The following is a 26,532-nucleotide window of genomic DNA, read 5'->3' on the forward strand; positions in this document are numbered from 1 at the left end:
CTTGCCGCGCTCTCTACTTGCTATCGCCGTTGGATTTGGCGCGCGCCTCGGCCATCGCGATGAAGCGCTCGGCGCCGACTGCGATGAAGAGGCCTTCGGCTTCGGCAGTTACTACTCCGTCTGAAGAGACTTTGCCGATTGTGAAGATCTTGCGGCCTTCGACGCGATCGACGCGGCCTTCGAACACCAACTCCTTGAGCAGCGGCGTTGGGCGGCGATAACGAATTGTGAGCGTGCCGGTCATGCCGGGATTGCCGGTGAGCGATTGCGCCATGCCGAGGACTTCGTCGAAAGCCGCCGCGATGAATCCGCCGTGCACGTGTCCCGGCGGTCCTTCGTAAGGCAGCCCGAACGCGACGCGGCCCTCGATGCGATCGCCGAGCACCGCCATCCGAATCGGCGGCGCGAGCGGATTCGCCATCCCGATAAGCGGACTGTGATCGAAGAATACGTGCGTGTCACCGGCGTTAGCGGCTTCGGCGAAACCCTCGTAGGTGCGCGACACGGGATACTTGGCGAGCCGCTCGGCGTAGCCTTCGAGCAGTTCGGCGGCGCGGCGCAGGTCGTCCTCGGGCGCGGCCACCTGCACGAGATGCTCGATAACTCTGCGCATCGCGTCGGCGAGGCGCTGCGCCTCCTTGCGGCGACCGGTTGCGGGGACTTGGCTCGCGGCCCATGCCGCCTCGAAGTTGATGTTCAGTTCGCTCATCGAAGTCCTGGTTAGATCGGAATAAAATCGATGCTACAGGCCACATCGGGGGCAATCCACTGTGCGCCACGGCACCAGACGACGGCATCAGTTGTGCTTTTATCAGGCAGGTCGCCGGAGAATCGCATGAAAATTCGAGGTATCAGCGTCGTGGCCGCAGCGATTTTGCTGCTAAGCGCCGCAGGACTCACCGCATTTGCGCAATCGACGATGGAAGTGCCGCCACCATCGACCCAGCGCGAATACCAGGCGCCGGCGGTTCCCGACTACGCGCCAGATTCCAACAGCACGCCGATTCAATTGTTGCCGCCATCGGTCTGGCCACCGCATCCTGTGCAGCAAGCTCCCGCCTCCGCGGCGACTCCGGGTCAGGAACCACCGAGCGCATCGCTGCTGACAACGCCGCGACAAAACCTGGTGCTGCCTTCCGTCTTCAACGGATGCTGGCAAGGTCAGGTGGGCGAGCTCGACTCGATCAAGCGCGAGCCGGGCGCGCACAAGGTCGGTTTCTGGACGCCCAAGACTTATCGCCTATGCTACAGGCGCGTGGGCGGCGGTCCCTTCAAGCTGACGTTCACCGAAACGGGAGTCGAGCCGAGCGAAAAGATCATTAACCCGCACGGCAAGGTGGTGCCGATCTCAACCGACGGCCGCGACTACGCCACGATGCAGGCGACACTGCATTTCGACGAATACAGCGTCGACCGCGATGGCGCGCCGACGTTCACCGTCGACGAAAACACCGACCTCAATTGCAAGATCCAGGGCGATGTCATGCAGATAACCGCCAACGTCTATGGCACCCGCGACGGGTCGCCATGGTTCCGCGCCACCTGGCACGCCCAGTTCGTGCAGACGCCCAGCTAATCGATGCACCCAGGCGCGCGCTTGCCAACCCTTGATGCCGTCGCCTAAGTTTCGGACGAGGCTGATCGCGATCGTCATTGCGCGATGGGGCCCGAGGAGACGACGGCATGGCGCTCACGATCGATCCACAGACCAAGGTTTTTCTCGACGGCGCGAATGCTGCCGGTCCGCTGTTCCTGCGCGCCGAGACGCCCGAGCAGGCGCGCGCCAAGATGCAGGCGATGCTCGAGGCGAGCCCGGTTCCGCCCCAGGAGATCTATCGCGTCGAGGATCGGCATATCCCCGGCCCCGGCGGCCAGATCCCGATTCGCATCTACACACCCGCGGCGCGGCTGCCGGTCGGAGTGCTGGTTTTCTTCCATGGCGGCGGGTGGGTGCTCGGCGACCTGGCGAGTCATGACAATCTCTGCCGCGCGATCGCCAACAGCGCGGGATGCTTGGTCGTATCGGTCGATTACCGCCTCGCGCCCGAGCACAAGTTTCCGGCCGCGCCCAACGATTGCTATGCGGCGACGAAGTGGGTCGCTGCCAATGCCGCATCGTTCGGCGGGATTCCCGACAAGCTGGCAGTCGGCGGCGACAGCGCGGGCGGAAATCTCGCCGCGGCGGTTGCGATGATGGCGCGGGACGGCGGCGGACCGAAGCTCGCTTTCCAGCTTCTGATATATCCCGTCACTGATTCGAGTCTCGATTTTCCATCGCAGCGCGAATTTGCCGGTGACGGCTTTATCCTGTCGAGCGCCGACATGAAGTGGTTCTGGGACCATTACCTGGTAAATGCCGGAGACGGCGCGAATCCTCTCGCCTCGCCGTTGCGCGCAAGGAGTCTCGCGGGATTGCCCCCGGCGCTGGTACAGACTGCTGGCCTCGATCCTTTGCGCGACGAGGGCGAGGAATATGCCGCCGCGCTGAAACGTGCCGGCAACCAGGTCACGCTCACGCGCTATGAGGGCGTCACTCACGGCTTCGTGAGCTTCTTCGACATGATCGACAAGGGCAAAGCAGGCATTCGCGAAGGCGCGGAGGCATTGCGGGCCGCATTCGGCGGATAGTCAGTTCGAATTGACCATTTAATTTTGAACTAATCGGCAAAGGCTGCATCAATGCGAAACATACTCAAGGAGAAACTGGATCGATGAAAATCTACGGCAGTTCGAAATCACGCGCGGCGCGATCCCTGTGGGCGGCCGAGGAACTCGGCCTCAAGTACGACCATGTCCCCGTTGCTCCTTCGGAGGCGAAATCCGCCGAGCATCTGAAGCACAATCCCAATGGTCACGTTCCCGTGCTCGAGGACGACGGCAATACCGTATGGGAATCGATGGCGATCAACCTCTACCTGGCCGAGAAGTATGGCAAGAATTCACTGTGGCCGGCGGAAGCCGCGCACGGCGACGTGTTCAAGTGGAGCTTCTGGGCGATGACCGAGGTCGAGCCTCATCTGATGACGCTGCTGATGCAGCGCGTGCTGCTCCCGGCCGATCAGCGTGACGAGAAGGCCGCCCAGAAAGCGGCCGACGCGCTGAAGGCCCCGCTAGGCGTTCTCAACCATGCGCTGACGGGCAAGGAATACCTCACGGGCAATAGTTTCACGATCGCGGACCTGAACGTCGCCTCGGTTTTGAGCTGGGCGGCCATGATGCGCCTCGACATGTCGGCGACGCCGGCAGTGGCAGACTGGCTAAAGCGATGCCTCGGCCGCGAAGCCAATGCCAAAGTGCGCGCACTGAAGTAAGATCCTGTTTGATTGATCGATAATCGGATTCTCTGCTCATTCATCGCCCGCCGCGTCCATCACGCGGCGGGCGCTGTCTTGAAGTCGTGAAGCATTCCCAAGGGAATACGTGCGCGGGAAGGTCCACACGAACAACATCGAATCGTTTTGGGCGCTGTTGAAGCGCGGAATCATCGGCACCTGTCACAATGTCGGCAAGGGCTATCTGCCGCTCTACCTAAAACGAGTTCACGTTCCGCCACAACAACAGACGGAACGCGGAAATCTTCATGCAGTTAGGCTCATCGTGCTGGCCAAGAAAACGACCCTGAATCGCTCAAGGCCGCACTGAAGCCGATCTTTCCCAAAGACCAGCGCAAACGCTAAGCTGACCCTCATGCGCTGGTGGTGGGATCAACTGGACGCGTCAGAGAGGGCATGGATCTACTTCCAAGGCTTGCTGATCGCTTTTTGGGCTGGTATGGCAGTCAACGATCCAGATCCCCAATCAAGATTCATGACAGTCTTCACGATTTTCGAGCTCGCAATATTAACCGTCGCGCTGGTTAAGCCAACACGTCGCATGTTTCGCAGAATCTGGGAATCGCTCTAGACTGACCTCATGGGCAAATCACTTGCTATCTCATCAAACGGGGTTGATTTCGACCGCTTCATGAATGCCCTGGTATCCGTTCCCAACGACGAAATCCAAAAAAGAGACGTCACTTCTCATCTTATTCACCCTCGCTGTTATTCTCTCTTGCTATCAACTTCAACATAATTCCCGCTTCACTCCTCAGCGAAGTATCGACGAAACTACACTTTCTGACTCATTGAACAATTCGTTCAATGCGATGGAACGCCTTACTGTCTATAGACCGCGACTTACTCGCTTTCGCGCTTTGCGCGGATGCGGGCCGTTGAGGTGGATTTCAATTCGCGAAGAGGGGCACAATGCTGGCGCCGGAGACGGACGTAGATTTTGCGAAACACATCATCGAGTACGATCCCGATGATCCCAGGACTCACGCAGCCTGGACGATCCCGTCTTCCGAAAACGAAGCATTGGCGCGAAGAAATCTCCAGCCGATTCCGTGGCCTCGCGGGCTGAATCCCAAGCCCGCGAGCACGTCGGCTCCTGCTCCGAAGCAATCCGACCGCTTGCCCGCGTGTGATGTGATCGTCGTCACCTGGACCGTGGCCGAGGCCCGCGCGTTGGCTGACATTCTGACGCCGGGAGTGTCGAGCGATGTGTGGTATCGTTACGCCCATCTCTGGGACACCTATGCGCCGCATATCCGTGCCGGCGCGCCAGCTCTGGAAGCCAATCGGCTCGGATCGTATTTCCCGACCGCGATCGGAAAGCATCGCGTGCTCTGTTTCAAATCCGAATTGCACATGAGCCAGGATGGCCCGCGGCTGCCGATTCGCGCGCTCTGGAAACAAATCATCGAAGAGACCGGCGCTGGATTCGTCATTACGACCGGGACCGCAGGCGCGATCGGCGCGAGCGTCAAGCTCGGCGATGTCGTCATGACGCGGCGCGCGCGGTTCGATTGTCTCAAATCTTTTCGCAACGAGGCTTTTCACAGCCAAAGCTTCAGCAGCGCCGGAGCAATCCCGAAGACATATTTGTCGGTCGCTGCCGAAAAGCTGTTGCCGGTGAACGCCAAGCAACTGCCGAACGGCAACGGACCGCTGGCGCTGCTCGATAGTCCATCGACCAAGGTTCCCGACGATACTGTTGTGACCACTGACTTCTTCGCGTTCGATACTGCGAACAACGAATACGAATTGCAGGGACTCGGTGCGGCGGTGGAAATGGGCGATGCAGTTCTTGGACTTGTCTGCGCGAACGACCTCAAGGGCCGCGCGCCCAACTGGCTCGCGATTCGCAACGCTTCCGACCCCCAGATCTCCGCCGACCTCGCTCCGGCCGAGCAACGCAAGCAGGCGGCGCAAATTTACGAAAAATTCGGCTACTGGACAACGATCGGCAGCGCAATCGCGACCTGGGCGGTGATCGCCGGCAGTTAGCGCCGCACCATCTGCATCGTCAGTCGCATTCGGGACAAACCCAAATTGCCTCAAGCCGGTGCGCTGCTTAGTTTTAATGCACACCCGGAGCAATCGCGATGGAATCGACGCATCCCGAGAACAAAAATAGCTGGCTCGACGCCTTCGCCAATATTCGTGCGGACCGCGAGGCAGCCCTGCGCCAGTATCGCGAGCGCGCCGCGACTTACGACCTCGAGCTGAACTTTCTCGAGCCGGTTCGCCGCCGCGCCATCAGCCGCCTGTGGCTGCGCCGCGGCACTATCGTCGTCGACGTCGCGTGCGGAACGGGGCTCAGCTTTCGCTCGCTCTCGCGCCAGGTCGGTTCGAAGGGCCGCGTGATCGGAATCGAACAGAGTGCCGAAATGCTCGAGCGCGCCGCGGAGCGGATTCGGACTAACGATTTGCAGAACGTGACCTTGATTCACGCGCCGGTCGAACACGCGCGCATCCCCGTAATCGCCGATGCCGCACTACTTCATTTTGCTCACGACGTGATGCGCACGCCCGCTGCTATCGGCAACGTTCTGAACAGCGTCAAACCCGGTGGCCGCGTCGTGGCCGCGGGACTTAAGTGGGCGCCGCCGTGGAAGATGCCGGTGAACATGGCGGTGTTCTTCGCCGCGATGCGCTCGCTCACCGCGTTCGAGGGCCTGCGCCACCCCTGGAGTTATCTCGAACCATCGCTTACGCAGTTCGACGTCGAAAGCCTGCTGAGCGACGGAGTTTATATCGCCAGCGGCTTCAAGAACGCCGCATCAAGGTCGCTGATCGATCAGTAGTCATTCAGATCGCCTGAACACGCGCAGATCGCGCCGCTTGAATTTCCTCCGCTGATTGCGAATTCTCTGTCAGCGGCCGCTTTGGCCGCGCGCGGAGGTCCATATGGCGCAGCCACTTCCGGTGATCGCCGGGGTCGCACAGTTCAATCCTCGTGCCGCTGGACTTGCCGAGGCGCCGGAACCGCTCGCGATGATGGAGCGCGTTGCACGTACCGCCGCCGAGGATTCAGGCGCCCCTGACATTCTCAAATCTATCGACGCGGTGGCCGTCCTGAATATCGTTTCGGCGCGATATCACAACGCGCCAGATGCGCTTGCGTCGCGCCTCGGAATTTCGCCGGCGCGAAAAATCTCGACGACCTTTGGCGGCAACACGCCTCAATATCTGATCAACTATTTCGCGCGAGAGATCGCAGCCGGGAAGATCCGCGCTGCGCTGATCGTTGGCGCCGAGGCGATCTACACTGCGCGTCGCGCGGCGAAGAGCGGCGGCGTCAAATGGAATATGGCGCAGGGCTCAGGCGAGCCCGAAGTGCTTGGCGATCCGCGCATGGGCACCAACGCGTATGAAGAACGCTACGGCGCGAAGCTCCCGATCCAGGTCTATCCAATGTTTGAGAATGCGCACCGCGCCCGCAAACGATGGACGATCGGCGAGCATCGCGAGCGGTTCGGTAAACTCTGCTCCTCGATGACGCGAGTCGCCGCGGCCAATCCCTACGCATGGTTTCGCAAGGAGCGTTCGGCCGCGGAAATCATTACGGCGACGCCGGAGAATCGCATCATCTGTTTTCCATATACCAAGTTGATGAACGCGATTATGGAAGTCGATCTGGCCGCCGCAGTCATAGTCGCCAGCGACGAGGAGACGCGCCGCGTAGGAGTGCCGCAGAGCAAAACCGTCTATATCCACTCGGCGTCAGATGCGACTGACTCGTGGTTGATCAGCGAGCGTGAGAGCTTTAATGAGTCGCCGACGCTGCGAGCGTGCTCGAACGCTGCAATCGGCGGCGCTGGAATCGAAGCCAATCAGGTTTCACATTTCGATTTCTACAGCTGCTTTCCGGTCGCGCTCGAATTCGCGATGGAAGCGGTCGGCATAGAACTCGGCGATCAGCGCGGCGTTACTCTCACGGGCGGTCTGCCCTACGCTGGTGGACCCGCGAACAACTACGTTACCCATTCGGTCGCGGCGATGACGGAGCGCTTGCGCGATCGGGCGGGCCAGTTCGGCATGACGACCGGCCTTGGATGGTACTTCACCAAGCACGCCGCCGCGGTTTACAACCTCGAGCGCCCGCACGGCGGTTTCAACTACGAGGTCTTCAAGGAGCCGCAGCGCGGCTCTGTCATCGCGATCGAGAACCCCGAAGGAGCGGCGACAATCGAGACCTACACCGTGGAGCACGACCGCGCGGGCGATCCTTCGTCGGCGATCGTGGTGGGACGCCTCGAAAAAAGTGGCGCTCGATTCTTCGCTCGCGCACCCAAAGAAATCCTGGCTGCGATGGAAACCGAGGAGTTCGTCGGCAAGCGCGGCCGCGTCCGCAGTCTCGACGGAGTCAATCTGTTCGAGCCGCTCTGATTGCAGATCGCCCATCGCGTTTTTGCAGAAACTAACTGCGAGTAGGATATTGGTGCCAATTGACACTTAACGACGCGTGCCATTAGAGTTTGTCGCGTTCAGGGAGTTGTTGAGGACGAACGAATGGCAATGCGTGCGCCTGATCGCCGTGAGCTGATCGAAATCGCGGCGCTCAACCATTTCGAGCTTACCGAGCAGGAAGCGAACTACTTCGAACATCTGGTCATCGCCATCCTGGCGAACCTGGATGACCTCGGCCAGATCGCTCAAGCGACTGCTCAAGGCGACTATTCTCAGCGCGATCCGGGAGCGCGTCCGCGTTCCGACGATGATCCGCTGAACGCGATTCTGCGCCGCTGCTCGGTGAAGGGTGCTGCGACCGGCAAGCTCGCCGGCAAACGAATTGGCGTCAAGGACTGCGTTCTCGTCGCCGGCGTGCCGATGAGTTGCGGCTCGCTAGTGCTCGATGGCTACGTGCCCGATCGCGATGCGCCGATTGTGACGCGCATACTCGGCGAGGGCGCGGAGATCGTCGCCAAGCTGAACATGGACGGCATGGGATTCTCCGGCAACGGCGACACGAGTTCTTTCGGCCCGGTATGGAATCCGCACAACCGCGAGTACCTGTCGGGCGGCTCGTCGAGCGGCTCGGGCGCCGCGCTTTACTACGACGATATTGATCTCGCGATCGGCTGCGACTCCGCCGGCTCGATTCGGATCCCCGCGTCGTTCTGCGGCGTGGTCGGCGTGAAACCCACGCATGGCCTCGTGCCTCAGACCGACATCGTCGGCCTCGAGCCGGCTATCGATCATCCCGGGCCGATGGCGCGCAGCGTTGCCGACGCTGCTCTGCTACTCGAAGTGATTGCCGACCCGCCACCCGGGCAAAGTTCGGTGAGTTATACTGCCGCGCTCAACGAAGATATCAGCAGACTGCGAATCGGTATCGTGAAAGAAGGCTTTGCCTGGGGAACTTCGGAGCCCGACGTCGATGCCGCGGTGCGGCAAGCGATCGAAGGTCTGCGTCAACTCGGCGCGAGCGTCGAGGAGGTGTCGATTCCGCTCCATCGCCGCGCCGGACGCATCCTCGCTTCACTGGTCGTCGAGGGCATGACTACGCTGCTCACTAATAGTGGACTGACCTACGACAGCCGACCACAGAACCATCATCTCGCGTCCGCGATGGCTCAGGCGATGCAATCGCGCGCGACTCATCTGCCCGAGCTTCTCAAGGGCAACCTGATCATGGGCACTTATCTAAAACGCAACTACCCGGGGATGGTCTATCATCGCGGGCAGCATCTGCGATCTCTGCTGCGGCAGCATTACGATCAGGCGCTTCAGAGTTTCGATCTTCTCGCGATGCCGACCACGCCGCAGAAAGCGCCGAAATTCGATCCCAACGCCGACACCATCACGCGGATGGTCGGCACGCGGCATGTCTCCAACAATACCGCGGCGCTGAATATCACGGGCCATCCTGCCGTCAGCGTGCCGTGCGCCAAGTCGAACGGCCTGCCAGTCGGTCTGATGCTAACAGGCCGTTACTTCGACGAGCCGACGATTCTGCGCGCCGCGTACGCCTACGAGCAGAGCTATCCGTGGGAGGCTTAGGCTCCCGGCCCTCAGCGCTCAGCTCGGCCGCGGCCACACTTCCTGAACCCTGGTCGCGAGCCACTGGATAAGCGCCGCATTCACTTCGCGCGGCTTCTCCTGCGCCATCCAGTGTCCCGTGCGCAAGGTAACTTCAGTGAGACTCCGGCAGTAGCTGCGCATCGGCTCGGCGAGCCTCGAGTGAGTCGCCTCGCACACGTAGTCGTATTGCGCGTTGAGGAACAGCGCCGGCATCTCCAGGTAGCCGCCATTCTTCGCCGTCGCACCATAGGCGGCGTTGGCTTTGTGATTCATGTACCACGCCGACGGACCGAAGAATCCGTTCCGCTCGAGCGCCGATACATAAATACTCAATTGCTCTTCACTGACGATGTCGTTGTCGCGCGGCATGTCAGGCACGGCGCCTCCGCCGAGCCATCCATGGTCGCGCCGCGTCGTCGCGCTGAATGTGCGCTGTCCTTCGCCGGCGGGATCGCCCTTGCGAAAGATGACTTTCATGAACTTCTCGACGTTCGCGTCCATCGGCGCGATCGATTCGTCGAAGCTCTCCTCGTAGTAGCGCATGTAGTCCCACTGCCCGTATGGATATTCCTTCTCCGGGTAGAGCCTGCGATCGACCAGCGTCAGCGTGTGCTCGAGGCCGCGATCGATCGTGAAGTAGGGTACGCACAAACTCGCGACGGCATGAGTGCGCTCCGGATGATGGCTCGCGACGTTCCACGCGACCGGACTGCCCCAGTCGTGTCCGACCCACACCGCCTTTTCGCGCCCGAGTGAGTCGATAAGCTCGATCATGTCGCGCACGATCTGCTCCTGCGCATAATCCGCGTGTTGCGCATAAACGCTCGAGCGTCCGTAGCCGCGCATGTCTGGCGCGATCGCGCGAAACCCCAACGCTGCCAGCGCTGGAAGCTGATTGCGCCAACTAATAGACAACTCCGGCCAACCGTGTGTGAAGATCACGAGCGGGCCATTCTCGGGGCCGTCGGCCAGATAGAAAGTGGTGTGCCGCCTGGTTTTGACTGCGTGCTCGGTGATCGACATATGCGGACTCCTGGGAGCTGGACGAACTTCAATCGCACGTATACCAGCTTCGACATCGATGCAACCGCCGCTTGACGGCGGCATCGATGCGGGACTGTTATAGCGCAAGCGTTAGGAATATCGAGGAGCAATCATGAATTCCGCCCACGAGCTGCGCGCCAAACTCGACTCAGGTGAAATGGTCGTCGCGCCATTCGTCTATGACGCCCTCCAGGCCAAGATCGCGGAGCGGCTCGGCTTCGAGGCCGTCTACATGACCGGCTTCGGCACCGCGGCCGCGCGTGGCTTTCCCGATCTCGGTATGCTGACGATGAGCGAAATGGTCGACAACGTTCGCGCTATCGCGCGCTCGGTTGAGATTCCGGTCGTGTGCGACGCCGACACCGGCTACGGCAATCCCACCAACGTATGGCGCACGGTCCGCGAGTATGAGCACGCGGGCGCCGCGGCACTGCATATCGAAGACCAGGTCTGGCCGAAGCGTTGCGGCTTCCTCACCGGCAAACAGGTCATTGCGATGGACGAGATGGTGCCGAAGGTGCGTGCGGCGTGCGACGCGCGTACCAATCCGGACACCGTGATAATCGCGCGCACCGACGCGCTCGCGGTCAACGGATGGGACGACGTCGTGCGCCGCGCCAATGCGTATCGCGAGGCTGGTGCCGACTTGATATTCGTCGATGGCATCCGCACCCACGACGATTTGCGCGACTATGTATCGCGGCTGAAGCATCTGCCGCTTCTATATAATGGTCAGCTGCAGCCCGTGCCCGAGCTCGCAAAGCACGGCTTCAAGTTGACTATCTATTCGGGCACCTTCCTCGCCTATTATCAGTCGACCTACGATGCGCTCGCGGAGTTGAAGCAGACCGGCACGGTAAAGCGCGACGCGCGCGACGCGTTCCGTGAGCTGATCGATTTGCTGGGAGTCGAAGAGATGGACGCTCTCGGCAAGAAGTACAATAGCTGACTCGACTCTCGCGGGCGCCGCGTTTCTAGGAGAATGCGTATGGGAATGACGATGGCGGAGAAGATTCTCTCGCGGCACAGCGGAAATGGCCGCGTCCGCCCCGGTGATATTGTCGTCTGCGACGTCGATAAGATTATTCAAATCGATCTGACCTTTAGCGCGACGGCGCCGATGCCCAAACGGATCGTCGATCCAGGAAAAATCGCGGTCATCCTCGATCATGCAGTACCGGCGCCGACTATCGCCGACGCGGAAGGCCAGTCGATCGCGCGCAAGTTCGTAAAGGATTTCGGGATCGACAAGTTCTACGATCTCGGCCGCGGCGGAATCTGCCACCAGGTGGTGCTCGAAAATGGTCTCGCGCTTCCGGGACAGATACTCACTTGCACCGATTCGCACACCTGCGCGTCCGGCGCATTCAATTGCGTCGCGCGCGGCATGGGTCCGCTCGAGATGCTGCAAATCATGTGTACCGGCAAAACCTGGTACCAGGTGGCGCCCACAGTGAGATTCGAGCTGAGCGGGCGCAAGCCTCCGAACGTATTCGGCAAAGATGTATTCCTGCACCTCGCCGATATCGCCGGCAGTGTCGAAGGGCACAATATCGAATTCGGCGGACCGGGCGTCGCCGAGTTGACGCTCGACGATCGCGCCACCCTCGCGACGATGGCGGCCGAGCTCAGCGCTGAATTCGCGACATTCCCGGCCGACAATAAAGTCGCCGAATATCTTCGTTCGGTTACGCAGGAGCAATTTGAACCTGCCGAAAGCGATGCCGATGCAGAATACGCCGCGACCTATCCAGTCGATCTTTCTCAGTTGCGGCCCTACGTTGCCCGGCCTGATTTCATTCCTCACAACACTCTGCCGGTCACCGAGCTCGGAGAGGACGTTCCGATCGATCAGGCCTTTGTCGGCTCATGCGCGAACGGCAAGCTCGAGGATTTCCGCGTCGCGGCGCAAGTCGTGCGCGGCAGGAAAATCGCGCCACGCGTCCGATTCATCGTCACTCCGTCATCGCAGCGCGTGCTCAAGGAAGCGGTGCGGCTCGGCTACGTCGAAACTCTCCTCGAGGCGGGAGCCATGGTAACCAACTCGACCTGCGGTGCCTGTTACGGCGGACACATGGGCGTGGTCGGGCCCAACGAAGTATGTATCACGTCGAGCACGCGCAACTTCAAGGGCCGCATGGGCAGTCCCTCAGCGCGTATCTACATGGCCTCGTCGGCGACGGTGGCAGCCTCGGCAGTCGCAGGGCGCATATGCGATCCAACCGCATATCTCGGAGACGAAGTATGAGCAATTCCGATCCCCTCGTCGTGCAGGGCCGGGTCTGGCTATTCGCCGACGACAATATCAATACCGATCTGATGATGCCGCAGACTGTTTTTGCCAAGTCGCTGGAGGTGCAGTTGCGTCATGTGTTCGCGACCTACCGTCCCGGGTGGATCGATGAAGTGCGTGCCGGCGACATCCTGGTCGGCGGGCGGAACTTCGGCACGGGCTCGAGCCGTCCGGGCTCGATGCTGCTCAAGCGCCTCGGTATCGCGGCACTGGTCGCTGAAACGATCAACGGGCTTTTCTATCGCAATTGCGTCAATTACGCGCTGCCTGCGATGGAATGCAGTGGTATTCGCACACTAGTAAATGAAGGTGACACGCTGCGCGTCGATATTACCCACGGCAGCGTCGAGAATCTCACTCGCGGGCAACAGGGCAATGGCGTCAGGATGCCGGACTTCCTGCAGGCTATCGTTCGCGCCGGGGGAATAATGGAGCGCCTGAAGACGGAAGGGTATCTGTAGTCTGCGCATCCATCGCCTGTAGTTGGCTCGCTTGTGCATGTCAACTTGATTATCAATACTCTGATAATCAGTTCTTAATATAACAAAGTGGTTGTCGTCTGCATCGGTACGCAATGTGACTGCATTGTTTCTGTCGTAAGAACACCTGCTCGACTGGAATTCATATTATATCGCTCCAGCATTCAACCGCGCGTCAAACTTTCGCATCCGAATCGGCACAATTCACGACTAGTATAAACCTCGCCCGATCCTCCGACGGCAGGTTGGTGAGGTGCCAGTGTGTAACGAGATGCGGTCAAGCGGGGGCAACGGTTCGTCACGTTCGAGTCATTCGAACCGCGGCGCGGATCTTCATCGCGCGGCGGGCCAGCACATCTGTATTGTCACTGAAACTTATCCTCCCGAAGTGAACGGCGTCGCGCTCACGCTCGAACATCTTGTAAAAGGTCTGATCGCCCAGGGTTACTCCGTTTCCGTGGTCAGACCACATCAGGCTGCCGCAGACAGCGGCCGCAGCCTGTACGATTGCGAAGTGACTCTCGTCGGCGGAATGCCGCTGCCGGGGTACGACGGTCTCCAGTTCGGCTTGCCCGCGGGCCGCGTGCTGCGCCGCGCATGGCGGAAGAGTCCGCCCGACGTCGTCTATGTCGCGACCGAGGGACCGCTCGGATGGTCGGCGGTGCGACTCGCGCGCTGCCTTGGGATTCCGATCGTCAGCGGCTTTCATACCAATTATCACACCTACTCACTTCATTATCATTTGGGTCTGATCGAAAACCTCGTGTTTCGATATCTGCGGCGATTCCACAATCGGACCGCCTGCACGCTTGTGGCTAATTCCGATCTCCGCGAACGTCTCTGCACCTGGGGATTCAACAACGTCAATGTGCTCGACCGCGGAGTGGATAATAAAGTCTTCTCGCCCGATCATCGCTCGCGCGAGCTCCGGCGCGAATGGGGCGTCTCAGACGACGAGGTTGCAGTGCTTTATGTCGGCCGGCTGGCGCCCGAGAAAAATATAAATCTCGCGATCAGCACCTATCGAGCGATGAAGCGGCTGCGAGCCTCGGTGAAATTCGTGCTGGTCGGCGACGGGCCGTCACGCGCGGCGCTCCAGAACGAAAATCCCGACCTGGTTTTCGCCGGAATGCGTAAGGGCGAGCAACTGGCGCGGCATTACGCGTCCGCCGATCTTTTCCTGTTTCCGAGCGAGACCGAGACCTTCGGCAACGTGACGCTCGAAGCGATGGCGAGCGGGCTCGGCGTGGTTGCCTACGATTACGCGGCCGCCAAAGTGCATATCAAGGACGGCGAAACTGGAATGTCCGTTCCATATGGCGATCAGGAGCGTTTCATCGAGTCCGCGGTCCGGCTGGCCCGCGAGTCTCAGTTCCTTGCGATAGTACGGCGCCGCGCCCGCGAACATATCAAGGCTTACGACTGGCCGCGGGTCGTCGAGCGATTCGAAAACCTGCTTTGGAGCGCGCAAGTCCGCAATTCCAGTTCCTCGAACTCGCCGCTGGCGCGCGAGGGATTGGCACTCTAAGTGAAGAGGAGAATGACGAGATGGTTGCCAGTGATGGCCTGAACAAATTGCTTGATTGGGCTGGGCTTCATCCGCGCGCCGGAACTGAGTGGCTATATTTTCTATTCGCGGCGGCGCTCTTCGTCCTCGCGCTGGCGTCCATCATTCGCCGGGTTGCCAGCGCACTCATGACCTTGCGCGCGCTCTCGCTTACTCCGAGTTTCTCGCGGGTGTTGTCTCATTTAGTCGGCTCGCTCAACTATTCAGATTCGGAATTCATGGCGGCGGACGGCGCGGGCGGGCGCTGGCCGGAGATTCGCCGCGAAGCGATCAATCGCCTCGCGAATTTCTTTCAAACTAACTCCAGCAAGTCGATCGCCTGGGGAAATGATATTCGCCCGAGCTTTTCCGACCTCCGATTCACCGATGCCAACCGGGTGCCGTTCCCGTTCATGCGCCTGATGCGCGAGAAGTTCGACCTGTGCTCCGTCGTTACTCAGTCCGAAGGACCGAAGCTCCGCGATCTCGACGGCAACTGGAGTATCGACGTGAGCGGGTCGTATGGTCTCAACCTCGCCGGTTTCGATCGCTACAAGGAATGGATGCAGAAAGGTCTGGATCGCGTGAAAGACCTCGGGCCCGTGCTTGGGCCGCTGCATCCGGTGGTCGCCGAGAATATCGAATATATCAAGGCGATCGCGAAACTCGACGAAGTATCGTTTCATATGAGCGGCACCGAGGCGGTGATGGCCGCGGTCCGCATGGTGCGCTTCAACACTCGGCGAAAATATATTGTCTCGTTCGCCGGTGCCTATCACGGATGGTGGGACGGTGTGCAGCCGGGCCTCGGCAGCGAGCGCAATATTACAGATTGCCTGACGCTCAAGGACATGAATCCCGCGTCCCTCGATCTGATTCGCTGGCGAGCCGGCGAAATCGCTGGCGTCCTCGTCAATCCCGTTCAATCATTTCATCCCAACATGCCGCCGCCGAGCGATACCGTTCTGCTGACTAGCGGAGTTCGCAAGACCCAGGATTCAACTTCCGAATACTCGCAGTGGCTGCACGAGCTGCGCGAGGTATGCACGCAAGCGGGAGTTCCCCTGATATTCGACGAAGTATTCAGCGGGTTCCGCGTCGCTCCTGGCGGAGCGCAGGAATATTTCGGCGTTCAAGCCGACATGGTCGTGTACGGCAAGACGATCGCGGGCGGAATGCCGATCGGTGTGGTGTGCGGAAAAACCGAACTGATGCGGCGCTTCGACCCTGAGCATCCGATGCGTATCGCGTACGTGATCGGAACGTTTTCCGCGCATCCCGTCGTGATGGGCGCGATGAACGAGTTTCTGAAGTGGCAGGCGCAGCCGTCCACCGAGGATACCTACGCGACCGCGAAGCAACGCTGCGAAAAGTGGGTTCGCGACACCAATACTCAACTTGGCACGCTCGATCTGCCCGCGATGGTGATGAACCTGGGTACGGTATGGACCGTGCTGTTCAAGCAACCCGGCCGCTACAACTGGCTATTGCAATACTATCTGCGCGCAGAGGGCGTCACGCTTAGCTGGGTGGGGACGGGCAGATGCATGAGCAGCCTGGATTTTACTGAAGGCGACTACGATGAACTGCGCACAAAAATCGTGAGCGCAGCGGAGAACATGAAACGCGATGGTTGGTGGCTGAACGAGGAAGAACTGCCGGGGAGAGACAAAATCATGCGATGGAGCCTGATCAAGGAAATGGCGAAAAGTATTTTGCAGATTCCCAAGCCCGTAACGGGTTTTTACAGCGAGGTGATGCAGCGCAAGCACGATGATCACGTCGCTTCGCACAGCAACCTGATTAACCAGTTCTTTCACCTGCTAAGCTCGAGCACCTTCATTTATTGCTATTTTCTGCTGTTCACGAATTTGACGCTCGCGATGTGCCTGGGACTGGCGGCGCTCTTCGTGCGCCAATTCGGTCACGCGATCCTGGAGCCGCCCTGCCACGACAAGGAAAAGGCCCTGCTCGGCTTCAACACGCGGAACAAGACTATAATCGTGGCCGCCTACATACTCATTCCGATAATACATATCGTGAACGCCGGCACGATCTCTTTAACAGCGTTGAATGCGATGCTGCCGACGATCGCGCAGCAGTGGTTCATCCTGACGCTGGTCGCGGTATTCGGGCGCGTGTTGTTCCTCATCTGGGAACACGACCTGCGCAGCTCGCTCATCTGGTTCATCAAGCTGATCACAGATCCCTTTACCGACATTGGCGCATACTTCGGGAGCGTCGCGAAACTGCTCCATCCTTCTTCGGCCAGCTAGGAGCCAATCACAACCGCATCAGGAGCCGCCGCGGTCCGAGTCGGGTTCGCCAGCGCCGCGGCGGTTGAGATCATACGATGCGATGCGTTCGACGAAGCGCGCGCCGAAATCCGCGATCTTCCGCTCTCCTATGCCGCGAATGTGCCGCAACCCTTCGAGCGCGGTGGGCTTGAGGCGCGCGAGGTCGCGAAGCGCCGAGTCATGCAGAATCACAAACGGCGCGACCTTGCGTTCGCTCGCGATCTCGCGGCGGAGCATCCGCAGATCTTCGAACAGCGCCGGATCGACGTCCTGCCACGACGATTCCTCGAGGCGAGTCCGCGACGCCGCAGGCTTCTTTGCCTGGAGCAGACTTACGGGACGCTTACCGCGCATCACTTCCCATGACGCGGGGTTCAGCTGGAGTGTGGGACGCTCGCCCGGCGTCCGCTCGAGCACGCCGGCATCCACGAGTTGATAAATGAGATTAGTCAGTGTCTTGCGCGGCAGATCTTTCAAAAGTGCGTAAGTGGAAAGCTTCTCGTGATGCCAGCGGCGGACGCGCTCGTTGTCGGAGCCGATTAACACGTCGACGACATGCTCGACGCCGAAACGCTGCTCGACGCGCGCCACGCACGAGAGGACCTTTTGCGCGAGAATAGTGCCGTCAGCTACGCCCTCGACCTCGCCCAGACAGAAGTCGCACGCCGCGCAGTTCGATTTTGCGTATTGCTCACCGAAATAGCTGGATAGCGAGCCGTGGCGGCATCCGATGACGGTTGCAAAGCGGCGCATCTCCTCGAGCAGCAGCTTGCCGTTTTCGGCAACATCCGCTGGGACGTCGGCGTCCTCCGCGCTGCGCTCGATGAGAGACTGCCAGCGAATTACATCGGCGGCCGAATAGAACAGGACGCATTCCGCCGGCAGGCCGTCGCGCCCGGCGCGGCCGGTTTCCTGCTGAAATGCTTCGACTGACTTGGGCAGCGACGCATGGATCACGCATCGGATATCGCTGCGATCGATTCCCATGCCGAATGCGACCGTTGCGACCACGACGTCAATTTCCTCAGCGGCGAAGCGGTCTTGCGTGTCGCGGCGCTCGTCCGTTTCCATCCCGGCGTGATAGTGGGCGGCGCGAATTCCCGCGCTCGACAGGTGGCGCGCGATCTGCTCCGTATCCTTGCGGCTGATGCTATACACAATCGCCGCTTCCTTCGGATGCCGCCGTAGTACACTGACTATTTGCTCATTGACGGAAGCTTTCGGGATGACGCGGTAGAGCAGGTTCGGACGATCGAACGATCCCACCAGCACCGCAGGATTGTCGAGGTGCAACTGCTCAACGATGTCATGGCGAACGCGCTCGGTCGCAGTCGCGGTGTAAGAATGCAAGCTGGCTTTGGGAAAATGCGTCTTCAGCTCCGCGAGCCGGCGATACTCCGGGCGGAAGTCGTGGCCCCAGTGACTGATGCAATGCGCCTCGTCGATTGCAAAACTCGATACGCGAAGCCGCGCGGCGAGTTCCAGGAAGCGCGGCGTGAGCAGGCGCTCCGGCGCGACGAAGATCAGGTGATGCTGCTGCTCGGCCAGCGCCCGCTCGGCGCGCCGCATCTCATCGAGATCGAGTCCGCTGTGCAGAGCGATCGCCGGATAGCCGCACTCGCGGAGCGCATCAACCTGATCTTTCATTAGTGCGATGAGCGGCGAGACGACGATGTCGGTGCGGCCCGCGACCGCGGGCGGAACCTGGTAGCAGAGCGACTTGCCGCCCCCGGTCGGCATCACCACCAGCGAATCGCGGCGATCGATTCCGGCGCGAATCGCCTCGGACTGGAGCGGACGCAATGCGTCGAATCCCCAGTAGCGGTGCACCGTGGCGAGGATCGGGTCGCGCCTCTGCTCGCTTACTTCATTGTCGGCCATCGCGGTGCGAGAAGGATACGGCGCGCACGGCCATGCGAGCAAGGAAAGGCTGGAGTTGGTTACAGGTTGGAAGATTCAGATCGTGCAGCAGCGCCGAAATTCAAGTCGGCGCTGCTGTTGTTTGAGGCTCATCTTCTTTTCACATCAGGTTCAACAGTGAAGCGACAATCCAGGTAAGGGTCAGCCCGGCAAAGATCGCACCCGGAACTTCTTCGAGTGAACGACGCTGGTTGAAACGCTGAGCCTCACTGACTTCGGTCGTGGTGGCAGTGGTCGCGACCTGCGGCATCGCCAGGGGGTTACTTATGGTTTCCATCGTTTAACTCCTTCTACGACTCAACCTTCACTTCCAAGGCGTACAAGACAGTTGAACCGCACGGTTCATCGCAATTGACTGCGGTTCAATGGCACGAGAAATGTCAGCGGCTTTTGATGGTCAAAAATCAGGCGGAATTACTGGAAAATCCGAGCCCTTGACCTAAGCACAATAGTATTGGATGTTCCCAGCCTGCTTTAAACTTTCATTCGGGGGATTTCGTTATTGTCTGAGACGCGACCAATAAAGGTTGCAATCGTGGGCGGCGGCTGCGCTTCGATCGCCGCGGCCTTCGAGCTGAGCCGCCCCGAGCATCAGGGAAAATACGAGATCACCATTTACCAGGTCGGATGGCGAATCGGCGGCAAAGGCGCCTCGGGACGCGGGCTGGCCGATCGTATCGAGGAGCACGGCCTCCACGTCTGGATGGGGTTTTATGAAAACGCGTTTCGCCTGCTGCGCGAGTGCTACGCCGAGCTGAATCGCGATCCGAAGCAGTGCCGATTCGCGGACTGGCGCGACGCTTTCGTGACCGAACCGATCAACGGCGTCCTCGACAAACTCAGCAACGGAAAATGGTATCCACGCCTCACGCAATTCCCGCCAACCGACGGTTTCCCCGGCGACCCGCTGTCGGAGCACAATCCTTTCAGCATCCGCGGATACCTGATTCGGGGCTTCCAGTCGCTGCGGGTTTTGCTCAGCGCATCGCAGCTTCGTTCGAGTCAGGGCTCATACGGCGCCGATCAATTCACGTCCACGCCGGAGCCGAGCTCGAGCACGGCGGAATTTATCCTCGATAATATTTCGCGGCTGTTGCGCTACGGCATCGTTGGCGGAATCACGGGCGTGATCGAGGCGACCGGCTTGATGCAGGTCGCGCTCGAATTCGTGCCCTTGGTGAGCGAGGGAATCCTGGTTCGCCTGTGCGAACTGATCGCCGAGAGTGCTCGCGCCGTGCTGCGCCCGCTGATCGAGAGCGACGACGAGATGCGCTGGATCTGGGAAATCACGGATCTCGTGGTCGCGAGTGCGCTCGGCGTGTTGCGCTGCGGGCTGCTCAACGATCCGCGCGGCCTCGATCCGCTCGACCAGTACGAGATGCGCGAGTTCCTGGTGATGAACGGCGCGTCGGAGAGCACGCTGCGATCGTCGCTTCTGCGCGGATGCTACGACCTTGCGTTCGCCTACGAGGATGGCGATTTTTCGCGGCCGGCGATCGCGGCGGGGCAGGCGATTCGCGGCGCGGTGCGGATGTTCTTCACGTATCGCGGCTCGATTTTCTGGAAGATGCGCGCCGGCATGGGCGACATCGTATTTGCGCCATTCTACGAAGTGCTGAAACGGCGCAACGTCAGGTTCGAGTTTTTTCATCGGCTCGAAAACGTCAAGCTCGCAAAGCATCTGCGGCCCGGCGAGCGATGCTACGTCGAGGCGCTCGAGTTCGACGTCCAGGCGCGGATAAAGGGCGGTGGCGAGTATCAACCGCTCGTCGATGTGCGCGGTGTTCCGTGCTGGCCGTCGCTGCCCGACTTCGATCAGCTCGTTGATGGACAACGCTTTGCGGGCGAGCGGCGCGATTTCGAATCGCACTGGGAGCGAAGGAAAGTCGCAACGCGAACGCTGCGCGTCAAGGATGACTTCGACGTCGTCGTGCTCGGCGTCGGCCTCGGCGCGATTCCATACGTATGCGGCGAAATCGTGCATCACGACCGCCGATGGTCCGAGATGGTCAAGCACTGCAAAACCGTCGCAACCCAGGCGTTTCAGATCTGGATGTCCAAACCAGTCGAACACCTCGGCTGGCGCTACAATCAGTGCACCGTCACTTCGTTCGAGCGTCCCTTCGATACTTGGGCCGATATGCGGCATCTGATCAGCGAAGAGACGTGGACCACGCAGCCGCGCGCGATCGCGTACTTCTGCTCTGCTCTTCCCGATGCGCAAATTCCGCGTCCCACTGACAGCGACTATGCCGAGCAGAGCCTCTATCGCGTTAAGCGCAATGCCATCGAGTTCCTCGAGCGTAGCATGGGGCATCTGTGGCCCGGCGCGGTCGGCCGCGACGGGTTTCGCTTCGATCTGTTGATGGATCCGCAGCATCCAAATCGCCCGGGCAGGGCTAACGACGAGTCGGCTTTCGATACTCAATACTGGCGGGCGAACGTCAATCCGTCGGACCGTTATTGTCTGAGCGTGCCCGGATCGATCAAGTTCCGGATCTCGCCCCTCGACAATACTTACGATAACTTGTGCGTAGCTGGGGATTGGACATACTGCGGATTCAATCAAGGCTGCGTCGAGGCGGCTGTGATGTCCGGGCGGCTTGCGGCTCATGCGATTTCCGGGTTTCCGCGGCTCACTGAAATTGTCGGCTATGATCATCCGTAGCCATGACGGCCAGTCAAGCGAGGATATATACTCGTGAACGAGCGCGATCGATTTCACAAGCCTGATCCGAAACGGAACCAGCCCAAACGCACAGTCAGCGAGGCGTTCCGCGACGAGGATCCGTGGAGCGTACGCCCGCAATCCGGAAAATCTCGCGATACCGATTTTGGTGATGATTCCGTGAGCGACGGCGTCGATGAAGCTTACCGCGTGGCTGACGACCAGATGCGCGAGGGGCAATGGCGGGCGCGATCGCGCGCGCAGCGCGGCTACGATTGGCGCGGCTATGGCTCGCCATTCGGCGCGGGATTCAGCGGCCGCCCGAGCGACGGTGTGCTCGAGCAGATCACGCGCGTGTATCTCGACATGATGGGTGTGGTCGGCTCGCTGGTGAATGGTCTCGTGCGTCCGCCCTATTCGCGCGCGCCGTTCGACAACCGCCGTGAACCTGAATACGGTCCGCCGCCGGTGCGGATGCGCTCGGCTTCGGTGCGCGTTGAGGTGAGCTCGAATCAGAGCAATCACGTTGCGCTGGATTTGCGGCCGCTCGAGGATGGCGTCGAGCTTTCGGTGCCGCCGCTGCGCGCGCAGAACAATGGCAAGCCTGACTTGCGCGACGTCCAATTCGAAACCGAGAACGGACGCTGCATATTGCGGATAAAGATCGCGGATAGTCAGGCGCCGGGACTCTATTCAGCAGCCGTCGTCGAATCGCGCACCGGTGAGCATTACGGCACCGTCGCGATCCAGGTCGGGAACAAAAGCGAAGCTCCAGGTAAGCGCCGCAAATAACTACTGGTTGTGAGCTCTGGTGACGGAGTAGCGGAAATTGTAGGGTTATCTCGGCTCGCGGCATAAAATCTTAAGGGAGGGCTCTGCGATGCATCGCGCACGCCGACACAGCGACTACTCTTCGTCTCGCTCTATCGCTTGCTACGATCCCCGCGCCTGCTGGCCGGATCGCCGCTCGTCTCCGATCACCGATCTCAATCAACTGATTTACTGGCCGATGCGATTTCTTTCGTCGCTCGTGCCCTACTACGGATGGGGTTCGATGCTGTCGCCGTCGCGATGCGGGCGATGCGGCCAGGTCGATTGCCGCTGCCGGACCGTGCGCTGCGCCCAATGCGGCGAGGTCGATTGCCGATGCCGCAGCTATCGCTGCCCGCGATGCGGCGAGAACGAGTGCCGTTGCGGTTACGGATGCGCGCGCGCCATCGAACTAGTCGTGACCAAGCACGAATGCAAGTTGGACTATTGTATCGATCTCGAAGACCTGGATTGCGATTCGGACTCACTGCTCAAAGTCGGCGTGTTGCGCGGCCTCGACAAGGACGGCGAGAATAATGAGCATTCGATAGATGCGCCCGAAGTCGAAATCAACCGCGACTGCATCAAGATTATAGTCAAGCTCGATGCGCGCACGGCCAAGGATACCTACTCGGCTCCGGTGTGGGACGCCAAACAACCGATCCGCGAGATCCTGGGTTATCTGAAGCTCATAGTATATTGAGCAGCGCTCCCCACATGAGCAATGGCGCGAGGCATTCATCGCGCATCGTTCCGCAAAAGCTGCGCGAGTATGGCACTCTCGTCCGCACCGAACTTCAGCGCTACCTGCCGCATCGCGAGCCGCGGCGCTATCTATACGATCTAATCGCCGATTATCCGCAGCGCGGCGGCAAGATGATGCGGCCGTCGCTGTGTATCGCGACCGCGCGCGCTTTCGGTGCGAACCTCGAAGAGGCGCTGGGCTCCGCGATCGCGATCGAGTTGATGCACAATGCGCTCTTGATTCACGACGATATCGAAGATGAAAGCGAGGAGCGCCGCGGCCGTCCGACGCTGCACATGCTGCACGGCGTTCCGCTCGCGATCAATGCCGGAGACCTGCTGAGCCTGCTCAGTCTACGGCCGCTGATGGACAACATGAGTATGCTCGGTCCGGAGCTGGCGCTGCGAATCCTCGAGGAGACTGACCTGATGGCGCGGGAGACGGCCGAGGGTCAGGCCCTCGAGCTGGGATGGCGTCAGGAAAACTCGACCGCGCTCACCACCTCTGATTATTTGGAAATGGTGCTGAAGAAGACCTGCTGGCTCGCGACTATATATCCAATTCGTGTCGGCGCACTTATTGGCACTCGCGGGCAGGCAGATCTTGATGCATTTTTCCGGTTCGGATTTTTCCTCGGGGCGAGTTTCCAAATCCAGGACGATCTGCTGAACCTCGCTCGCGACGACGGGCGCTACGGCAAGGAACGGGGCGGCGATTTGTGGGAAGGCAAGCGAACGCTGATGCTGATCCATTTGCTGCAACATCTGGAGGCCGACGATCGGGTGCGCCTGTGTTCGATACTAAGCACCAAACGCGAGGAACGCAGCGCAAAGGACGTTGGCTGGATACATAAGACGATGGTCGATCGCGGCAGTATCGCCTATGCGCGGCAGATCGCAAATCGGCTCGCGGGTGTGGCGCTGCACGAGTTTGGTATGCTCTTCTCCGACCTCGAGGACTCGCCCGACAAGCGCTTTCTCGAGGAGATCGTACCCTGGGTTATCGCGCGCGATCTCAACTGACTGCAACGGCGCGGCGGCACCTCCGATCAAACGCCGGATGACTTGACGCACGGGAGAAACGACATGGGCAAGACGCTGCCCTTCTTCAGAGGACTGCTCCAGGCGCAGCCGCTCACAAATCAGAATCGTTCGATCATGACCGGCGTCACGCGCCAACTCTTTACGCTGCGCGCCGACATGGCGCGGCTGCGCCGCTTCATCGATTCCTACCTGAACTTCATCGACGACGAGCAAGCGCCGCCATTCTACTTTCAGCCGGCCGCCCCATTCGTGCTGTTCGAGCTTTTGCAATATCCATATCTCTCGGTTACGACGCGCAACCTGATTGCCTATCCACAGCGCGAGATCAGCTTCTCGATTCCACTGGAATGCTACGCCGTCGAGCATGGCGCGCTGGTATTCAAGCAGTACGCGACCTGCGTGCCGTTCCTTTATGTCGATGAAGCGCTGTCGGCCGCGAGCGGCCGCGATCTGTTCGGCTTCCCGAAAGTCGTCGTCAAGTTCGAAACGCTGATTCCCGAGCTGCGTCCCGACCATCCGCGCCAGGTCGATCGCATGACGCTGCGGGTTCCCGGCCGCGACGGCGATCGCTACGTGCCGTTCATCGAAGTGTATCGCGATCCGCCGCGTTATGTTTCGGCGCGCCAGGCTCCTATGAATCTGATGACCGCGATTCCCGACGCGCTCAAGGGCTTCGCATCGGTCGCGGCGTCGGCGTGGGAAATGCTGGTGCAGCCGCCGATCCTGGGATTCGAGCGCTCGCGTGACATCGAGTCAATTCTCGCGATGTATCGCGCCAACGCCGAGGCGATAGCGGCCGGCTTTCCGATTTTCCCATTCTTCCGCGAAGCACCGCAAAGGTATGAGAGTTCCGCGCTCGACACGATGGGCCCGCTGATGACCGACATAATCACGTTCAAGCAGGTCCGCGACGCGAGAAATCTCGAGATGGCGGCCTTCCAGTCGATAATCAGATCGACGATGTATCTCGATCGGCTTAACGATGGCGGCATCCTCTACAATCCGCTCGGCGGCGATCCGACTGGCGACGTCGTGGTCAAGATTCATCGTATCGCGGGACAGCCGATCGTCGATTCGCTGGGGCTCTTCAGCGACGAAACGGGCGATCCGGCAGCCGACGCTCAGCGCGGGCGCCATGTTCGTGCGACCTCGACGATCCGGCCAATTTTCCCATACTGGCTCAACGTCGATCTGCTCTATGGCCTCGGCACCAACCTTTACTGGCGCGGAAAGAATACGCAGTGGGCGTGCGGCGATTCTCCCGGGCCGCATAGTAATGGAAACCGCTATCTTACTTTCGGTGGCGGCGCGTTGGAGGAAGATCCGACTCCGATCGTTTCGCCCGACACCATTATTTGGGTGCTCGAATTGGAGTTGGACGGACCCGAAGGGGCCGAACGGCTTAATCGCGCCTGCGAAAAATATCTCGAGAACGATCGCTTTGTGTTCAGGCTGGTCGAGGATCCTCGCTCAGCCTGGATGCTGGTGCGGAACATGCGCAACACCGGAGAAGGCAGCGGCCCCGACGTTGAGCAGGAAGTCGAGTTCGCCGCGCTCGTACAATGGTTTGAAAAGCGCAATGGAAAGCCATCCGGCGATCCGCTGGGCGTCGCCTTGATGCCGATACTGGTTCTGACCGACAGCGAGAGTGCGGCGTTCACCGAGGCTGAAGTCTTTGGCCGCCCCGCGCTGCTCAGCGATGTGGATTTTCTGAGCAACAACTGGACGTCGGGCAGACTTGCTACTGCCCTTACGGTCAAGACGCTGCTCCTCCCGGAACTTTTTGCAGGCGGCACGCCAGCCAATCGCGAACTGGTTCGACTCGAAGTCGATCTGACGCATCCGCCGAGTCAGAATCATGCGCCGGGCAACAACGAAGGAGTTCTTCGAGTTCCCTCGGTCGCATTCAAACAGGTGATGGACGTCATGCTGCCCGAGCGCGCTGACTTCCAGTCAATCGTGCCGCAGGTCGTGCGGTTCACGGCGCGTCCAGGCGGGGATTTGGCTGCGCCGAACGGTGTGTTCTTCAATGAAAAAGCCTGGTCGCTGAAAATATACCGCTACCAGTCGTTGCCGCTGGTGCGTTTCATGGGGCTCAAGGTAAAGACTATTGAGCCTGGGCGCGATACCACCATCGACGTCATTCAACCAAAGAATGTCTGGGCGTTACGGGCCCAGGTCCAGGATCTCGGCGCATTCAACCTCGCGTGGCGGCTCGGCAACTCGCCCTGGATGTACCCGGAGAACTGGGAAGACGAGTTCGAAAATATTGCACCGGGAATAATCGCCGGAATGAAGAACACGAATATCGTCAAGTTCCTGAATGACGTGACCCTCTGA

At 60.2% G+C, this 26,532-nt stretch carries 21 protein-coding genes and 1 pseudogene; 18 read left to right on the forward strand and 4 right to left on the reverse strand.

Annotated features, from left to right (window positions below):
- Positions 1-13 precede the first annotated feature (13 nt).
- Positions 14-709, reverse strand: a complete 696-nt coding sequence (locus VMA09_11080; GenBank protein HUA34140.1) for a PaaI family thioesterase — start codon at positions 707-709, stop codon at positions 14-16.
- 126 nt (positions 710-835) lie between these two features.
- Between VMA09_11080 and VMA09_11085 the strand changes: the two genes are divergently transcribed.
- From VMA09_11085 to VMA09_11120, 8 genes and pseudogenes are all read left to right on the forward strand, one after another.
- Positions 836-1,576 (forward strand): hypothetical protein, encoded by a 741-nt coding sequence (locus VMA09_11085; protein HUA34141.1) that lies wholly within the window; start codon positions 836-838, stop codon positions 1,574-1,576.
- A gap of 107 nt (positions 1,577-1,683) precedes the next feature.
- Positions 1,684-2,628 (forward strand): alpha/beta hydrolase, encoded by a 945-nt coding sequence (locus VMA09_11090; GenBank protein HUA34142.1) that lies wholly within the window; start codon positions 1,684-1,686, stop codon positions 2,626-2,628.
- Between the two features lie 83 nt (positions 2,629-2,711).
- Positions 2,712-3,311 (forward strand): glutathione S-transferase family protein, encoded by a 600-nt coding sequence (locus VMA09_11095; protein ID HUA34143.1) that lies wholly within the window; start codon positions 2,712-2,714, stop codon positions 3,309-3,311.
- A gap of 100 nt (positions 3,312-3,411) precedes the next feature.
- Positions 3,412-3,622: pseudogene (locus VMA09_11100) on the forward strand (transposase).
- A gap of 622 nt (positions 3,623-4,244) precedes the next feature.
- Positions 4,245-5,327 carry a hypothetical protein gene (locus VMA09_11105; GenBank protein HUA34144.1) on the forward strand — a complete coding sequence of 361 codons (1,083 nt, stop codon included), beginning with the start codon at positions 4,245-4,247 and terminating at the stop codon, positions 5,325-5,327.
- Positions 5,328-5,425: 98 nt separating this feature from the next.
- On the forward strand, positions 5,426-6,127 hold the full coding sequence (locus VMA09_11110) for a class I SAM-dependent methyltransferase (protein ID HUA34145.1): 702 nt from the start codon (positions 5,426-5,428) through the stop codon (positions 6,125-6,127).
- A 103-nt stretch (positions 6,128-6,230) separates the two neighbouring features.
- Positions 6,231-7,712 (forward strand): acetyl-CoA acetyltransferase, encoded by a 1,482-nt coding sequence (locus VMA09_11115; protein HUA34146.1) that lies wholly within the window; start codon positions 6,231-6,233, stop codon positions 7,710-7,712.
- A 129-nt stretch (positions 7,713-7,841) separates the two neighbouring features.
- Positions 7,842-9,326 (forward strand): amidase family protein, encoded by a 1,485-nt coding sequence (locus VMA09_11120; protein ID HUA34147.1) that lies wholly within the window; start codon positions 7,842-7,844, stop codon positions 9,324-9,326.
- A gap of 18 nt (positions 9,327-9,344) precedes the next feature.
- Here the strand turns inward: VMA09_11120 and VMA09_11125 are convergent, their stop codons facing one another.
- Positions 9,345-10,370, reverse strand: a complete 1,026-nt coding sequence (locus VMA09_11125) for an alpha/beta hydrolase (protein HUA34148.1) — start codon at positions 10,368-10,370, stop codon at positions 9,345-9,347.
- A 133-nt stretch (positions 10,371-10,503) separates the two neighbouring features.
- Here VMA09_11125 and VMA09_11130 point away from each other — a divergent pair, with 133 nt between their 5' ends.
- The 5 genes from VMA09_11130 (at position 10,504) to VMA09_11150 (ending at position 16,985) form a co-directional block, all read left to right on the forward strand.
- Entirely contained in the window at positions 10,504-11,340 is an 837-nt protein-coding gene (locus tag VMA09_11130; GenBank protein ID HUA34149.1) for an isocitrate lyase/PEP mutase family protein, read from the forward strand.
- Between the two features lie 51 nt (positions 11,341-11,391).
- Positions 11,392-12,639: an aconitase/3-isopropylmalate dehydratase large subunit family protein gene (locus tag VMA09_11135; protein HUA34150.1), complete on the forward strand. Its 1,248-nt coding sequence runs from the start codon at positions 11,392-11,394 to the stop codon at positions 12,637-12,639.
- Complete coding sequence (locus VMA09_11140) at positions 12,636-13,145, forward strand: 3-isopropylmalate dehydratase (protein ID HUA34151.1); 510 nt, start codon at positions 12,636-12,638, stop codon at positions 13,143-13,145. The genes VMA09_11135 and VMA09_11140 overlap by 4 nt, the downstream gene beginning before the upstream one ends.
- A 289-nt stretch (positions 13,146-13,434) precedes the next feature.
- The gene (locus VMA09_11145) at positions 13,435-14,691 is read left to right on the forward strand and encodes a glycosyltransferase family 1 protein (GenBank protein ID HUA34152.1); all 1,257 of its coding nucleotides are present in this window, start codon (positions 13,435-13,437) and stop codon (positions 14,689-14,691) included.
- Positions 14,692-14,711: 20 nt separating this feature from the next.
- A complete protein-coding gene (locus VMA09_11150; GenBank protein HUA34153.1) occupies positions 14,712-16,985 on the forward strand; it encodes an aminotransferase class III-fold pyridoxal phosphate-dependent enzyme in 2,274 nt (757 codons plus the stop codon).
- A gap of 18 nt (positions 16,986-17,003) precedes the next feature.
- Here the strand turns inward: VMA09_11150 and recQ are convergent, their stop codons facing one another.
- Complete coding sequence (recQ, locus tag VMA09_11155) at positions 17,004-18,887, reverse strand: DNA helicase RecQ (GenBank protein ID HUA34154.1); 1,884 nt, start codon at positions 18,885-18,887, stop codon at positions 17,004-17,006.
- Positions 18,888-19,026: 139 nt separating this feature from the next.
- A complete protein-coding gene (locus VMA09_11160; GenBank protein ID HUA34155.1) occupies positions 19,027-19,203 on the reverse strand; it encodes a hypothetical protein in 177 nt (58 codons plus the stop codon).
- A gap of 225 nt (positions 19,204-19,428) precedes the next feature.
- Between VMA09_11160 and VMA09_11165 the strand changes: the two genes are divergently transcribed.
- The 5 genes from VMA09_11165 to VMA09_11185 all read left to right on the forward strand — a co-directional run bounded on the left by VMA09_11165 (position 19,429) and on the right by VMA09_11185 (position 26,532).
- Positions 19,429-21,594 carry an NAD(P)-binding protein gene (locus VMA09_11165; protein HUA34156.1) on the forward strand — a complete coding sequence of 722 codons (2,166 nt, stop codon included), beginning with the start codon at positions 19,429-19,431 and terminating at the stop codon, positions 21,592-21,594.
- A gap of 33 nt (positions 21,595-21,627) precedes the next feature.
- Positions 21,628-22,386 carry a hypothetical protein gene (locus VMA09_11170; protein HUA34157.1) on the forward strand — a complete coding sequence of 253 codons (759 nt, stop codon included), beginning with the start codon at positions 21,628-21,630 and terminating at the stop codon, positions 22,384-22,386.
- A gap of 217 nt (positions 22,387-22,603) precedes the next feature.
- On the forward strand, positions 22,604-23,107 hold the full coding sequence (locus tag VMA09_11175; protein HUA34158.1) for a hypothetical protein: 504 nt from the start codon (positions 22,604-22,606) through the stop codon (positions 23,105-23,107).
- Positions 23,104-24,171 carry a polyprenyl synthetase family protein gene (locus VMA09_11180; protein HUA34159.1) on the forward strand — a complete coding sequence of 356 codons (1,068 nt, stop codon included), beginning with the start codon at positions 23,104-23,106 and terminating at the stop codon, positions 24,169-24,171. Before VMA09_11175 ends, VMA09_11180 begins: the two co-directional genes overlap by 4 nt.
- A gap of 63 nt (positions 24,172-24,234) precedes the next feature.
- Positions 24,235-26,532: a hypothetical protein gene (locus VMA09_11185; protein HUA34160.1), complete on the forward strand. Its 2,298-nt coding sequence runs from the start codon at positions 24,235-24,237 to the stop codon at positions 26,530-26,532.

The sequence above is a fragment of the Candidatus Binataceae bacterium genome (genome assembly GCA_035508495.1).
Lineage (GTDB): Bacteria > Desulfobacterota > Binatia > Binatales > Binataceae > JASHPB01.